The organism is Pseudomonas bohemica, from assembly GCF_002934685.1.
Taxonomy (GTDB): Bacteria; Pseudomonadota; Gammaproteobacteria; order Pseudomonadales; family Pseudomonadaceae; genus Aquipseudomonas; species Aquipseudomonas bohemica.
Genome location: NZ_NKHL01000117.1, coordinates 222,723 through 236,840 on the forward strand (window position 1 = coordinate 222,723; position 14,118 = coordinate 236,840).

General features: G+C 60.4%; 12 protein-coding genes. 8 read left to right on the forward strand and 4 right to left on the reverse strand.

Going from position 1 to position 14,118, the window contains the following annotated elements; genetic code table 11:
* The first annotated feature begins 198 nt into the window (after window positions 1–198).
* Window positions 199–1,743 carry a threonine ammonia-lyase, biosynthetic gene (gene ilvA, locus CE491_RS22810; RefSeq protein WP_267894494.1) on the forward strand — a complete coding sequence of 515 codons (1,545 nt, stop codon included), beginning with the start codon at window positions 199–201 and terminating at the stop codon, window positions 1,741–1,743.
* Between the two features lie 288 nt (window positions 1,744–2,031).
* Here ilvA and CE491_RS22815 read toward each other — a convergent pair whose 3' ends face one another.
* The 4 genes from CE491_RS22815 to CE491_RS22830 all read right to left on the reverse strand — a co-directional run bounded on the left by CE491_RS22815 (window position 2,032) and on the right by CE491_RS22830 (window position 6,868).
* Window positions 2,032–2,886 (reverse strand): DUF2242 domain-containing protein, encoded by an 855-nt coding sequence (locus tag CE491_RS22815; RefSeq protein ID WP_110950596.1) that lies wholly within the window; start codon window positions 2,884–2,886, stop codon window positions 2,032–2,034.
* 261 nt (window positions 2,887–3,147) lie between these two features.
* The gene (gene aroA, locus CE491_RS22820; protein ID WP_110950597.1) at window positions 3,148–4,413 is read right to left on the reverse strand and encodes a 3-phosphoshikimate 1-carboxyvinyltransferase; all 1,266 of its coding nucleotides are present in this window, start codon (window positions 4,411–4,413) and stop codon (window positions 3,148–3,150) included.
* A gap of 115 nt (window positions 4,414–4,528) precedes the next feature.
* On the reverse strand, window positions 4,529–5,482 hold the full coding sequence (locus tag CE491_RS22825) for an NAD-dependent epimerase/dehydratase family protein (protein WP_110950641.1): 954 nt from the start codon (window positions 5,480–5,482) through the stop codon (window positions 4,529–4,531).
* A gap of 147 nt (window positions 5,483–5,629) precedes the next feature.
* A complete protein-coding gene (locus CE491_RS22830; protein WP_110950598.1) occupies window positions 5,630–6,868 on the reverse strand; it encodes an OprD family porin in 1,239 nt (412 codons plus the stop codon).
* A gap of 279 nt (window positions 6,869–7,147) precedes the next feature.
* Between CE491_RS22830 and CE491_RS22835 the strand changes: the two genes are divergently transcribed.
* The 7 genes from CE491_RS22835 (at window position 7,148) to CE491_RS22865 (ending at window position 14,118) form a co-directional block, all read left to right on the forward strand.
* Window positions 7,148–8,344, forward strand: coding sequence for an acetyl-CoA C-acetyltransferase (locus CE491_RS22835; protein WP_110950599.1), 1,197 nt, complete (start codon window positions 7,148–7,150; stop codon window positions 8,342–8,344).
* Between the two features lie 13 nt (window positions 8,345–8,357).
* Window positions 8,358–9,218, forward strand: coding sequence for an alpha/beta fold hydrolase (locus CE491_RS22840; protein ID WP_110950600.1), 861 nt, complete (start codon window positions 8,358–8,360; stop codon window positions 9,216–9,218).
* Between the two features lie 24 nt (window positions 9,219–9,242).
* Window positions 9,243–10,133 carry an MBL fold metallo-hydrolase gene (locus CE491_RS22845; RefSeq protein ID WP_110950601.1) on the forward strand — a complete coding sequence of 297 codons (891 nt, stop codon included), beginning with the start codon at window positions 9,243–9,245 and terminating at the stop codon, window positions 10,131–10,133.
* Window positions 10,134–10,370: 237 nt separating this feature from the next.
* Entirely contained in the window at window positions 10,371–11,294 is a 924-nt protein-coding gene (locus CE491_RS22850) for a LysR family transcriptional regulator (RefSeq protein ID WP_110950602.1), read from the forward strand.
* Window positions 11,295–11,414: 120 nt separating this feature from the next.
* On the forward strand, window positions 11,415–12,467 hold the full coding sequence (locus tag CE491_RS22855) for a cyclase family protein (RefSeq protein WP_110950603.1): 1,053 nt from the start codon (window positions 11,415–11,417) through the stop codon (window positions 12,465–12,467).
* Window positions 12,468–12,504: 37 nt separating this feature from the next.
* Window positions 12,505–13,206: an SDR family oxidoreductase gene (locus CE491_RS22860; RefSeq protein WP_110950604.1), complete on the forward strand. Its 702-nt coding sequence runs from the start codon at window positions 12,505–12,507 to the stop codon at window positions 13,204–13,206.
* A gap of 210 nt (window positions 13,207–13,416) precedes the next feature.
* Window positions 13,417–14,118, forward strand: a complete 702-nt coding sequence (locus CE491_RS22865; RefSeq protein ID WP_110950605.1) for a 3-oxoacid CoA-transferase subunit A — start codon at window positions 13,417–13,419, stop codon at window positions 14,116–14,118.

Here is a 14,118-nt window from a genome sequence, read left to right on the forward strand (position 1 = left end):
TTACCGCCATTCCAGTCATGGCGGGTTAGCCGACGTTTGCACCGAACCCGCCCTAGAGGCGGGTTTTCTCTCTCTGTCTCCCGGGCCCCAAACTTCGAACCAGGAGTCAGACATGATCATCAACCGCCCTTCTCTCGCCGCCGTTGCCCAGTGCCTGATCATCGCCGCCCTTTCGACGGGGACGACACGATGAACCAGATGCTCCCCAATGCGGCGGTCAGTGGCGATCTGCTGAACTTCTATGCCAGGAAAATCCTCACCTCTCGCGTCTACGACGTCGCCGTGGAAACTCCGCTGCAGGGCGCTCGTCAGCTGTCCGAGCGGCTCGGCAACCAGGTGTTGCTCAAGCGCGAGGACCTGCAACCAGTGTTCTCCTTCAAGATTCGCGGCGCCTATAACAAGCTGGCGCAACTGAGCCCTGAAGAACTGGCGCGCGGCGTGGTCACGGCTTCGGCGGGCAATCACGCCCAAGGGTTGGCGCTGGCGGCGAAGACGCTGGGTGTGGCGGCAACCATCGTGATGCCCAAGACCACGCCGGAGATCAAGGTCGAGGGCGTACGCTCCCGCGGCGGAAAAGTCGTGCTGCACGGCGACTCTTTCCCCGAAGCGCTGGCGTATTCGCTGAAGCTGGTTGAGGAAAAAGGCTACGTCTACATCCACCCGTATGACGATCCAGACACCATCGCCGGGCAAGGCACGGTGGCGATGGAGATCCTGCGTCAGCATCCGGGCCAGCTGGACGCGATCTTCGTGCCGGTGGGCGGCGGCGGGCTGATTGCAGGGATCGCGGCGTACGTGAAATACCTGCGTCCGGAGACCAAGGTGATCGGCGTCGAACCGGACGATTCCAACTGCCTGCAACAGGCCATGGCCTATGGCGAGCGCGTGGTGCTGCAGCAGGTCGGGCTGTTCGCGGACGGCGTGGCGGTGGCGCAGATCGGCAAGCACACCTTCGACATCTGCAAGGATTACGTCGATGAAGTGATCACGGTCAGCACCGATGAAATCTGCGCGGCGATCAAGGACATCTACGACGACACCCGCTCGATCACCGAACCTGCGGGCGCGTTGGGCGTGGCCGGGATCAAGAAATACACCGAGCAATACGGCGTCAGCGGGCAGACCTTCGTCGCCATCGATTCAGGCGCCAACGTCAACTTCGACCGCCTGCGCCACGTCGCCGAGCGCGCCGAACTGGGCGAAGGCCGCGAAGCGATCATCGCCGTGACCATCCCCGAACAGCCGGGCAGCTTCAAAGCGTTCTGCGAGGCGGTGGGCAAACGTCAGATCACCGAATTCAACTACCGCTATCACACCGATCGCGAGGCGCACATCTTCGTCGGCGTGCAGACTCACCCTGAGAACGACCCACGCAAGGCGCTGATCGCCAGCCTCACCGCCCAGGGTTTCCCGGTGCTGGACCTGACCGACAATGAACTGGCCAAGCTGCATTTGCGGCACATGGTCGGTGGGCATTCAGAGCGGGTCAGTGATGAAGTGGTGTTCCGCTTCGAATTCCCGGAGCGGCCGGGGGCGCTGTTCAACTTTCTGAATAAGCTGGGCGGCAAGTGGAATATTTCGATGTTTCATTACCGTAATCATGGCGCAGCGGATGGGCGGGTTGTGGCAGGGTTGGTGGTGCCGGAGGATGAGCGGCATCTGGTGTCGCAGGCGCTGGCGGAGATTGGGTACCCCTATTGGGATGAGACGAATAACCCGGCGTACAGGCTCTTCCTGGGCTGACTCGGCGAGTCTTGGTATTGCCCGTCGTTGCACGATCCACGCTTGTGATTCTGGCCGGAGATCGCGCAAAACTCATGGCTTTTGATTCTGGCCGCAGGAACGTGCTTGCCCGCGAACTGGCGCGAAGCGGCAGCAAAATCGGCAGACGCGGTGTGGCAGTTAGACCGTATTCTGAGGTTTCGCTGCCGCTGCGCGCCAGTTCGCGGGCAAGCGCACTTCTACGCCTTTCGGCAGAATCAGGTCGCTGGCAAGCACGCTAGCCTCCAGACGGAAGCGGGTCGCCATAATCTATTGCGCTGGCGTCGCCTCAGGTACCGGTTCAGGTGTCGGAGTCGTCTCCGGCGCAGGGATTGCTGACGGTTCCGGTGCAGGCTGTGCTGGCGCCGCCGGCTCCGTCTTTACCGGCTCAGGTTCGGCAGGGGCTGGCATCGGTTCGCTGCTCTGCTCGGTGGTAGTGGCAGGTGGCGTAGTCGGCGTTGCTACTGGCGCGGGTGCGGCGGCCGGTGGCGCCTCAGCCGGTTTCTGCTCGGTCAATGCGGCGGCCTTGGCAGCGGCAGGCTCCGGCATGCCCAGATCGGTCTTCGGTTTTTCTTTGATGTGCGCAGCTTTCTTCACTTCAGGCGGCAGGAAGTTCTCCACCAGCGCGAAGAAACGGTCGTAAAACTTGGAAGACGCCACCGTTTCACTGGCCACCTTGACCATCGAGTCATCCGTCGAGCCGATCGGCATCGACACCGAACCCAACACGCCGACACCCAGACTGGCCGAGTTATTGACCTTCTTCAGCGCATAGCGATCTTGCAGAGCGTTGGCGAACATGGTGGTTTTGCCGTTGGCGCTGCCATCAGCGGCACACACCACATTGAAGCTGATCTCCATGTGAGTTTCGCCAGTCTGCTGGAAACTCTTGTGACCGGCGATCGACTTCGGATCGCTGCTGGTAATGATGTATCCCTGACTCAACAGCGCCCGGCGACCCGCTTCGCAGGTAGCGGCGTCGGAAACGGGATAGTTGCGGGAGAACGTCCCAGCGTCGTCAAAGTTTTCGTGCTCGTAGACAGCCTGTTTCTTGGACGAGCAGCCCGCGGCGGCCAGCAGGACAAGCGCCCAGCATGCGATACGAAAGCTCAGTAATTTAGACATCAAACATCCCGGGGAAAAAGGTCGACAGAACAGTGGACCGGAGAAAACGCAGGTAAGTCTGCAACAAGCCTTAAATTGGATCAACGCAGAGTTTGCAACCACATGGATACATCAGGGATTTCATGGTCACTCGCCCGAGCGTACAGCACGACGGCAGGTGGTTTCAGGCTTTCGGCGTCGGCGGAGGACGACACCGAAGAATAGCCGACCGGAGGCAAGAATCGACTGACGGTCGTCACTCTCGCCTGCGCCACAAGGGCATCAGACCTCACCGTGCTCCAGGCGCACGCCCAGGAACTCCAGCGCACGCCAGTAGCCCGGATAGGTCTTGCCGACGCAATCCGGATCCTGAATGCGCACCCCAGATACTTTCAGGCCAGCCAAGGCAAAGCACATCGCGATCCGGTGGTCGGAGTGGGTGTTGATCAGCGCATGGCTGTTGGTGCCGGCAAGACCAGGATCGGACGCCACCAGCAGGTCATCGCCTTCTACCGTCGCCAGCCCGGGACGCACCTGGTTCAGACCGTCATGGAGGGCCTGGACCCGGTCACACTCCTTCACCCGCAGGTTGGCCAGATCGACGAAGCGCACCGGCGTTTCGTTGAAGGCAGCCAGCACCGCCAGCGTAGGGATCGCGTCCTGCATTTGCGAGCCGTTGATCACCGCAGGCATCTTCGGAAACTGCGCGATCATCTCCATCGCCTTGGCGTCAGGCTGGGTGAAGGCTTCAGCCGCGACACCCAGATCGATTTTGCCAGCGGTAAGCGCCTCGGCAGCCCATAGATAAGTGGCAGCGGAGGCATCGGGCTCGATCTGGTAATCGCAAGCGGCGTATCCGGTCGGCGCCACGCGCCACAACGCCTCGTCGACGACTTCCACTTCGGCACCAAAGGCGCGCATGCAGGCGATGGTCAGATCTATGTAGCCGCGAGCCCCGATTTCCTTGCCCGTGAGCGCGACTTCAATGGGCGCATCGCCACAGGCGGCAACCATCAACAGTGCCGAGACATACTGGCTAGACATGCCGCCGTCGATTTCGAAGCGTGTCGCCTTGATCGAACCGTCGCCGTGGATGGTCACCGGCGGGCATCCAGTGGCGCTCTCGGCGCTCAGGCCGCCCTTGCGCAGGGCTTCCAGCAGAGGCCCAATCGGCCGCTTCTGCATGTAGTGATCGCCGTCCAGGGTGACAGTGCCGTCTACCGTGGCAACCGCCGCCGTCAGGAAGCGCACGGCGGTTCCAGCGTTGCCCAGAAACAGCGGGGCATCGGGAATTTGCAGGCTGCCGCTGCTGGTGACCACGAAACTGGTGTCGTCCGGCTCGTCGATGGTCACGCCCATCTGCCGCAGGGCGTTGGACATATGCCGGGTGTCATCGCTTTTCAGGGCGCCTCGCAGATGGCTGGTGCCCTTGGCCAGCGCCGCCAGCAGCAATGCGCGGTTGGTGATCGACTTGGAGCCAGGTGGCGCGACATGCCCCGTCAACGGTACACCCGGTGGGATCACAGTGATGGTTTGGTTCATGCCCATGGTCCAGCTCTCCAAATTCGAAATCAGCGCCGCTTCGACAAGCCGCCAATCATGGCATTTATCGTCACGATCTGCAGCAGCGCATTGCTATTTGCGCCGAAGGAAAAGTCGGAAGCTATCGCGGGGTTTGTCGACTCAGGCGGTATTGTCGGCCAACCCGCACCAGGGACTGCAGCGTATCGGTGTCCGGTCGATAACCCAGCACTCGACGCGCCTTGCCAGAGTCAACCGTTAACGAACCGCACAACTGTGTATAGAGGTCCCCTTTGCCAGCCAGCTTGAGCAATGCTGCCAACACAAATTGCGGCACGGGAATCGACCAGCGTCGCCTCTGCATCCCATGCGCCAGCGCTTCGAGCATTTGGTCAGTGGAAACGTCCGAACCGTCGCTGGCCAGAAACAGCTCGCCGCCAGCTTGGGGATGGCGTGCCGCCAATGAAATCAGCAGCGCCAGGTTATCCACCGAGATAATACTGCGGGCGTTGCGCACCAGGCCGAAGGGGCTCGGAATGCCTTTGTCGACCACTTTGAGCAGGGTGTTGAAGTTCCCCGGGGCGTCGGCCCCGTACACCAACGGCGGGCGGATGATCACCAGTTGCATGTCTGAAGCCTGCAACAGCGCTTTAAGGCCCTCCTCCGCTTGCAGTTTCGAACGCGCATAGTCGGCCGCTGGAGCAGGCTCAGAGTCCTCGGTGAAGCGCTGCTGTGCAGACTGATTGCCGTTCACTCCGATGGAACTGACGAACACCAGACGCTTGACGCCCGCCTCCACTGCCAGACGCGCCAGCTGCAACGTCGCATCACGATTTATGGCTCGATACAGCTCCGGCGCATCGCCCTGCTTGTTCAGGACGTGAGCGCGGCCTGCCAGATGCACGACGCAATCGATTCCATGCAGGCTTTCGCTGATGGACTGGGCATCAGTGAAGTCCTTCGCCTGATAATCAACACCGGCAACCGACCCGCCCCCGCTTCTGGAGACGCCATGAACATCATGGCCTTCGCTGACCAGCAGCTCGCACAACCGTGAGCCGATGAAGCCGGTGGCTCCTGTGACAAGAATCCGCATGACTTGCGACTCGCTCTCCATGAATTGGCCGAATGATAAACGCAGAATCCGTGGCTGGACGGGAGTTTTTCGCACGTATAAAAAAAGCGACCCGCAGGTCGCTTGCTTTGCAGCGCCTCGCCGTTCGTCAGGCGCCGAGGTTCACGGTCATTTGAAAACAACTGTGTACGAAAGGATTAACCGATTTTCGTCCAGTTGACCCGCCGCGTCGGAACGGACCATCGCGTTGCGCCAGCGCAGGCCGAAATTCTTCAGCGGACCACTCTGGATAACGTAGCTCACATCCAGATCACGCTCCCATTCCTTGGCGTCGCTGCCTGCCACGTCGAAACCGTCACCGCGCAGATACCGTGCCAGAAAGGTCAGGCCAGGTACGCCATAGCCCGCCATGTTGATGTCGTAGCGTGCCTGCCAGGAGCGCTCTTGCGTACGGGTGAAGTCGAGGATCTGCACCACGTTGGCAACGTTGGGATCGGCATCGGCGAGATAGGGAAATGGCGAATCGCCGCGGTTGTCCTGATAGCCGAGCCGCCAGGTATGCGAGCCCAGGTTTGCCGACAGCAGGATCGACGTCAGGCCGTTATCGATCTTGCCTGCGCGCTGCGCCCCGGCTTGCGACGAATCGAAATAGCCAAGGTTGCCACCCAGATTCCAGCTTCCCAGGGTCTGGGTTGCCAGCAGGCCGTAGTAGTTCTGTTGATAAACGTCTTCGAGTTCGGCCCTCCAGAACGACGCGGTCAGTTGAGGACTGAAGATGTAGGCCGCACTGGCGTAGTTGAAGCGATCGCTGCTGGCCGAATAGTTGCCGGTCAGGAAATCATCGTGGTTGCTGCTGGCGTTTCGATAGTTGACGCTGCGGAACTGTCCGGCATCGATCAGTACGTTGTCTATGTCCCTGGAAACGACAGTCGCGCCGTTGTAGATAGGCGGCAGGAGCCGCGCATCGCTGGACAGCAGCACCGGTGACTTGGGCATGAAGCCACCGACCTTCAGCTCGGTTTTCGCCACTTTAGCCTTGAATACGCCGGACAGGTCGCTGTATTCGCCAGGTCCGGCGTCGCCGAACGCATTGGGCAGCAGGCCGGTCCCCGCGCGGGCGTCCGAGGAATCGAGCTTCACCCCAAGGGCGGCATACAGATCCGCGCCAAACCCTATCGGGCCCTCGGTGTATCCGGACGTGGCGTTGAACATGAAGCCCTGCGCCCATTCCGCTCGCTTGGATTGGACCGCAGCATCCTGGCGAAAATCACGATTGAAGTAGAAGTTGCGCATGTCGAGCCTGACGCTACTGTCGCCAATGAAATCCGCTTTGACGGTGTACGGAAGCGTCACGATGGGAGCAAGACACGAAAGCGCGCAGACCCGCGCCAGGGGGAGCTTTTGCATGTGGAGATTCCCGATAATTGTTTTTATTAGGACTTCGGGCGCGAAAACGCCTTGAGCTGCGCCAGCATGGGCAGCGCGAGGGATGTTGGGTATTTGGATTTGGTTAAGCGGCGCTTGCACGCAGGAAAACATGGACGCTGAGCTGCCATGGTTAAGCAGTACGGAAGGCAGCCTTTCGCTAAACGAAATTGTCGGGCGCGTCAGGCGACGCCATGCTGGGTCAATCGCTATGCACTTGCCAACAATATGCACCTGCCAACAATAAAAGGTATCAGCGTTATGAAAGACGCCTTGATCGTCTCGCCCCTGAGATCACCTATCGGCAAATTCGGTGGCGCCCTTGCATCACTCAGCGCCGATCATCTGGCGGCCACCATGATTCGCAGCCTGATGAGCCGCCTGGACGTACCGGCGGACTCGCTGGACGAAGTCATCGTTTCCCAGTCCTACTCCAATAGCGAAGCCCCTTGCATGGGTCGCTACGCCGCCCTGCTCGGCGACTTGCCCCTTTCAGTGCCAGGCTACACGCTGGACCGCCGATGCGGTTCGGGCTTGCAGGCCATTGCTGACGCAGCGATGCATATCCAGACCGGACACGCCGAAGCGGTGATGGTGGTCGGCGTGGAGAGCATGAGCAACATCGAGTACTACACCAACGATATGCGCTGGGGGGCTCGCGCTGGCAGCGTGAAGATGCACGACCGACTGGAACGCGGTCGCGAGCGCTCCCAACCTGAATCTCGATTCGGGCGCATCTCGGGAATGCCGGAGACGGCCGAGAATCTTGCGCGTGACTATGGCATCAGTCGCGAGGACGCCGACCAGTTCGCCGTGCGCAGCCATCTGAACGCCGCTCGAGCGTGGCAAGAAGGACGCTTTGCCGACGAGGTCATCGCTCTGGAAGTGCCACGCAAACGCGGTGCCAGCGAATGGGTGCGGATGGATGAGGGCATCCGCGCCGACGCCAACGTGGACAGCATGAAGGGCTTGCGCACACTGCTGCCTGAAGGCGTCTGCACGGCGGGTAATTCCAGCCAGCAAAATGACGCCGCCGCCGGCTGTCTGGTGGTCTCGCGCGAATACGCCGCACGCTATGGGTTGCAGCCCATTGCGCGTCTGGTTGACTGGGCTGCCGCAGGTTGCGATCCGGCGCGCATGGGCATCGGTCCCGTCCCCGCAGTCGCCAAGCTGTTGGAACGTACCGGCCTGGGTCTGGCCGACATGGATCTGATCGAGGTCAATGAAGCATTTGCCGCCCAGGCACTTGCCGTGCTGCGCGCCTGGGACATGCAAGATATTGATCGGGTCAACGTCAATGGCTCCGGCATCTCGCTCGGCCATCCGATCGGCGCCACCGGCGTGCGCATCATGACCACACTGCTGCATGAAATGCGCCGACGGGACGTGCGCTATGGCCTGGAAACCATGTGCATTGGCGGCGGCCAAGGTATGGCCGCGCTTTTCGAGCGCGTGTGAGGGAGGCATTTCCATGCAATGGATCAAGGTCAACGGTAATGTCCTGCGCTACGACTTGAGCTCCGATAACGGCCCCACCCTGGTCTTGATTCACGAAATGGGCGGTACGCTGGAGAGCTGGGACGCCATCTGCAGCGGTCTCGGTGACCGGTTCCGGATACTGCGTTACGACGTGCGTGGTTCAGGACTTTCCGAAAAAATCGTGGGCGAAACCACCATCGACGAGCAGGTCGACGATCTTCATGGGTTACTGACGTCGCTGCACATCGAGGCGCCGATTGCGTTGGCGGGTGTGGCCGTTGGCGCTGCGATCGCCATTCGCTTCGCAGCCCGCTATCCACTGCTGGTCAGCCATCTGATTGGTTTTTCACCCGCGTGCGGCGTTGCACCTTCAGCAAGGGAGGCAACGCTGGCGCGAGCCACGGCGCTTCGGTATGAAGGTTTGCGCGGCCTCATCCCGCAGCTACTCGACAAGACCTGGCCAGCGCCTTTGCGCAGCAATGCGCAGGCTTTCGAAAGCTTCAGCAACCGCTGGCTGAGCGCCGACCCGCAAAGCTTCGCCGCGATTTTTTCGATGCTGGCGCGCATGGAGCTCGATGACGATATACCCCGTTTACCATCGCGTACGGTATTGATCGCAGGTGAGTACGACGGCCTGCGTCCGCCATCGGAGATCGCCAGGCTGGCGGCGCTGGCCAGCCATGTCGAAGCGGTGCATGTCGCCTCAGGGCACTTCATGCCGGTGCAGAGTCCACTGTGGGTCATGACCCTGCTCGAACAAACCATTCTCGACAACCGCTCAGGCTGCGACATCTACGACGAGTTCATCAGCCAGCCACAACACCGTGTATCACCGAGCGGCCACGCTGCCTGACTATAAGAAAAGAGGAAATCCACCATGATGCAATCGCGCATGATCGGCGATGTCAAAGTCACCCGAATTCTGGAATATGCAGGCCCTACTCATGATCCGGCGTTCCTGTTCCCTGACATCGATCGCAGCGTACTGGACGAACACCAGCAACTGATGGCACCGAATCACTGGGTGCCCCACATGAACAAGCTGATCGTGACCATTCAGTTCTGGATCGTGCATGCAGGCAGCAACATCATCGTGGTAGATACCGGAGTCGGCAACTTCAAGCCCCGTGCCGGTATCCCGCGCATGAATATGCTCAACACGCTGGTGCGCGAGTGGATGATTGCCGCCGGAGCGCCGCCGGAAAAAGTCACCCATGTCGTACTCACTCACCTGCACGCCGACCATGTCGGCTGGAATACCACCTGGCAAGACAACCGCTGGGTACCGACCTTTCCCAACGCGCGTTATTACATTCCCAAGGAAGACTTCGTTTTCTGCAAGGAAGGTAAAAACAAGGAACCTGGGGTCATCGATGTGTTTGGCGACTCGTTCTTCGACAGCGTTATGCCGATCATCGATGAGGGCCTGGGCGTGATGATCGAACCGCCTCAGGAGATTGCCGACTGTCTGGTGGTCGAGCCTGCTCCTGGACACAGCCCTGGACAAGTTGCGTTCCGCATCCGCTCGCGGGGCGAAGAAGGCCTGTTCTGCGGCGATATCTTTCACAGCCCGTTGCAGATCGTGCGCCCGGACGTCAACTCCGGTTATTGCATCTGGGCCGACACAGCCCGCAAGACGCGCCTGGATTTCCTCAACCGCGCGGCAGATCGCGAGGCGCTGCTCATGCCGGTGCATTTTGGCGAACCACATTGCGGTTATATCCGTCGCAATGGCGCAGGCTTCTACTTCGAACCAGCGCAGTGGTAAACCTGCGTTCCAGGCTGTGTAAAAACGTCACGAGCAAAGGCAAGACACGGCAAAAACGGGCGGGGTCGCATCTGACTCCGGGTCTGCTGAATGAGCATTTTTCGCCCCTTTTCAACGCAGTATTGCCGAGCGCAGTCGTTTTTACACGGTCGGTGTCCGAATCCTGTCGTCTGGATGGACAGGGCTGGCAGCGGCCATTAACTTGGCCGGTCATCCCTGCAAAAGAAGTCAATAATCATGGCGATGCATTTCGACATCACTGATTTCCGCCTGTTTATCAACATTGCGGAAACCAGCAGCCTCACACGTGGCGCCGAGCGTTCGTTTCTCTCGGTGCCGGCGACCAGCAACCGCATCAAAAACCTTGAAGACAACCTGGGCATGCGCCTGCTGGAACGTTCACCCCAAGGGGTGACCCTGACCAATGCCGGGCGGACCTATCTGCAACATGCCCGCTCGGTGCTGGCGCAACTGGAGCTGCTTACCGGCGACTTGCAGGAATACGCAATAGGTCTCAAAGGGCGGCTACGTCTGCTGGCGAACACCACCGCCATTACCGAGTATTTGCCTTCGGTGGTCGGGGAATACCTCACGACCCACCCGGACGTGCACATCGACATGCGCGAGCGCCTGAGCGATGACATCGTGCGCAGTATCCGCGATGGCGGTGCTGATCTTGGTATCGTCTCAGGCACCGTGATGACTGACGGTTTGCAAAGCGTACCGCTGGTGTCCAGTCGACTGCTGCTGATCGCCCCCCTTGGCCACCCGGTGCTGGCCAACGGTGGGGTGTTCTTCAAGGAGGCGTTGCAATACGCGTTCGTATCGTTGCTTGAGGGCAGCGCGATTCATGTATTCCTCAGTCGTGCAGCCGCCGCACTTCACACGCCGCTGACGATCCGGGTTCAGGTTGCGAGCACCGATGCGATTTTACGGATGGTGGCGGCCGGTGCCGGGATTGCCATCGTGCCGCAAGCGGGGTTTTCCAGGCTCAAGGGTCAGCAGAAGATTGGCTCATGCACGCTGCTCGATCCTTGGGCGGTGCGGACTTTCCAGTTGTGTGCCCAGGACTTCGACGGTCTCTCATCGTTTGCCCGCGATTTTGCCAACAGCCTGATCGATTGGTGCCGCACCTCTGCCCAGACCAGCCAACCCCTTTAAGCATTGCCTAACGCGGCGTTTTGAAATGCAAAATTGTCCCTGCTCCGCTCGTCTGCGAGCCTGATTCACAAGGCTCAAGCGCTCATGCGAACGCGCTACTTATAAGAACAGGAAGGGCTCATGACTCAACAGCGTTGGAAACATCGCCCCGAAGGCTCCAACTGGGGCGATTTCGGTACCGATGATCAGAAAGGCCGACTCAACTTATTAACCCCGGAAAAAGTGCTGCAAGGCATCGCCGAAGTCCGCGAAGGCCTGGCTTTCTGCCTGAGCCTGCCGCTGGACTACCCAGGGGGCAACGCGATGAACGTCAACCGCCTGCCCCCGATCCTGCGCCCCTTGCTGCGCAAGGGCGGGGTCAACATGAATTACCGGTACGACCGTATCGAAGCAGGTCGGCCAGATGTGCTCAGTGATGACCTGGCGATCCTGCATTTGCAGTACTCAACCCAATGGGATGCACTGTCCCACGTCGGTGCGCTGTTCGACGCCGACGGCGATGGCGTGGCCGAGCCGCTTTACTACAACGGCTTCGCAGCCAATACCGATGTCACCGGTCCGGACGATATCGCCGATTGCGGGTTGCAGGGCGAGATCGCTGCGCACAGTACATCTTGTGCTCATGCGCTGGGGATCGAACGTATGGCCGAGACCTGTGTGCAGGGCCGTGGCGTGATGATCGATCTGCATCACCACTATGGCGATGCGCGCACGCATATCGGCTATGACGATCTGATGCGTGTGCTGGATGCCGACAATGTCCAGGTCGAAACTGGCGATATCGTCTGCCTGCACACCGGTTACGCCGAAGCGCTGCTCGGCATGAACAGACAACCCGATGCCAAGGCGCTGGAAAGCCTCGGCGCGGTGCTCGACGGCAACGACCAGCGCTTGCTGCAGTGGATCACCGACAGCGGTCTGGTGGCGATCGCCGCCGACAATTACTCGGTCGAAATCTTTCCCAATGGCCATGGCGGCGAGTGCTGCTCGGTCATGCCGTTGCACCACCATTGTCTGTTCAAACTGGGCGTGCACCTGGGCGAGCTGTGGCACCTCACGCCACTCGCCCGGTGGCTGCGCGCCAACGGTCGCAATCGATTCCTGCTGACGGCCCCGCCTTTACGGCTGCCGGGCGCAGTCGGCGCGCCGCTCAACCCTGTCGCTACCGTCTAGATCCTCTCTAACAAGAAGCATCCAAGGAGACACGCCCGTGTCCAGAGAACGTGTATTGGTTACCGGAGGCGCCTCCGGTATTGGCGCCGCTATTGCCCAGCGTTGCATTGAAGATGGTTACGAGCCCGTCGTCATCGACAGGATCGGCAAGGGGTTGATCGCCGACCTCAGCGATCTGCAAGCCACTGCCCAGGCACTGCAGCAGGCCTTGAGCAAGGGACCGATCACCCGGCTGGTCAATAACGTTGGCATGGTCTGTCCCAACAGTGCCGAGGAGCAGACATTCGAAGAACTGGAGCGGGTCTGGGCACTCAACGTACGTTGTTCGCTGCAATGCATGCAGGCGCTGCTGCCGGGGATGAAAGAGGCCGGCTTCGGTCGCATTCTCAACATGTCGTCCCGCGCCTCGCTCGGCAAGGAACTGCGTAGCGCTTATGCAGCGACCAAGGCAGGCCTGCTCGGCATGACTCGCGTCTGGTCGCTGGAGCTGGGGCGTTTCGGCATCACCGCCAACGCTATCGGACCCGGGCCGATTCGTACCGAACTGTTCGAAAAGGCCAATCCGCCGGATAGCCCGAAAACCCAGGCAATCATTGACTCGGTTCCGGTCAAGCGCCTTGGCGTGCCTGAGGATATCGCCCAGGCCTCGTCGTTTTTTCTGGACGCTCGCAGCGGCTTTGTCACGGGCCAGGTGCTGTACGTCTGCGGTGGCATGACGGTTGGCGTGGCGGGGGTTTGAGACCCGGCAGTACAGCCGTTAATCACGGGTTAATCGGGTCTTCCGAAGACCGAAATTGTGACACCGACCGCTGTTGGGCAAGCTGATCCAACCAGACAGGGCGATACATCGAGGCCACGCACCCGATGCATTGTCCTGGCTGGTTTGCCACCCCTCTCGCTGCAGCAGAATGAGGATCGGGTGGATGTTTTCATAACAAGGACAAAAGCCATGATTGACAAGCTCTCCCCCAGTGCACAATCGGCGCTGGCCGATATTCCCGATGGCGCGACGATTGCCGTCGGCGGCTTCGGCGGCGCTGGCATGCCTGACGATCTGATCAATGCGTTGATCGATCAGGGCGCACGTAACCTGACACTGGTCAGCAACAATGCGGGTCAGGGCGAGACTGGCCTGGCGGCGCTGCTCAAGGCGGGTCGCGTGCGCCGCATCCTCTGTTCGTATCCACGCATGACGGGCTCCCACGTCTTTGAGACGCTATATCGCGCCGGCCAGATCGAACTGGAGATCGTACCCCAGGGCAACCTCGCCGAACGCCTGCGCGCTGCAGGCTGTGGTATCGGCGCGTTCTACACCCCCACGGCTTTCGGAACGTTGCTGGCCGAAGGCAAGGAAACCCGCAGCATCAATGGCCGCAACTACGTATTGGAATACCCGATTTCGGTGGACTACGCGTTGATCAAGGCCCAGGCCGGTGATCGCTGGGGCAACCTGACATTTCGCAAGACCGCACGCAATTTTGGTCCGGTCATGGCGATGGCCGCAAAAAACACCATCGCTTCCATCGAAACCCTCTGCGAGCTGGGCGACCTGGACCCTGAATCCGTTGTGACGCCAGGCATTTTCGTCAAGCATCTGGTCCTGCGTGACAAGCCAGCCAATGCAGCAGCCTCTCTGAAACAGGCGGTCTAG

What these genes read in the sequence shown, in the direction of transcription:
- ilvA (WP_267894494.1), top strand. Translation starts at nt 199, where the DNA reads ATGCTCCCCAATGCGGCGGTCAGTGGCGATCTGCTGAACTTCTATGCC.
- CE491_RS22815 (WP_110950596.1), bottom strand. Translation starts at nt 2,886, where the DNA reads ATGTCTAAATTACTGAGCTTTCGTATCGCATGCTGGGCGCTTGTCCTG.
- aroA (WP_110950597.1), bottom strand. Translation starts at nt 4,413, where the DNA reads ATGGGCATGAACCAAACCATCACTGTGATCCCACCGGGTGTACCGTTG.
- CE491_RS22825 (WP_110950641.1), bottom strand. Translation starts at nt 5,482, where the DNA reads ATGCGGATTCTTGTCACAGGAGCCACCGGCTTCATCGGCTCACGGTTG.
- CE491_RS22830 (WP_110950598.1), bottom strand. Translation starts at nt 6,868, where the DNA reads ATGCAAAAGCTCCCCCTGGCGCGGGTCTGCGCGCTTTCGTGTCTTGCT.
- CE491_RS22835 (WP_110950599.1), top strand. Translation starts at nt 7,148, where the DNA reads ATGAAAGACGCCTTGATCGTCTCGCCCCTGAGATCACCTATCGGCAAA.
- CE491_RS22840 (WP_110950600.1), top strand. Translation starts at nt 8,358, where the DNA reads ATGCAATGGATCAAGGTCAACGGTAATGTCCTGCGCTACGACTTGAGC.
- CE491_RS22845 (WP_110950601.1), top strand. Translation starts at nt 9,243, where the DNA reads ATGATGCAATCGCGCATGATCGGCGATGTCAAAGTCACCCGAATTCTG.
- CE491_RS22850 (WP_110950602.1), top strand. Translation starts at nt 10,371, where the DNA reads ATGGCGATGCATTTCGACATCACTGATTTCCGCCTGTTTATCAACATT.
- CE491_RS22855 (WP_110950603.1), top strand. Translation starts at nt 11,415, where the DNA reads ATGACTCAACAGCGTTGGAAACATCGCCCCGAAGGCTCCAACTGGGGC.
- CE491_RS22865 (WP_110950605.1), top strand. Translation starts at nt 13,417, where the DNA reads ATGATTGACAAGCTCTCCCCCAGTGCACAATCGGCGCTGGCCGATATT.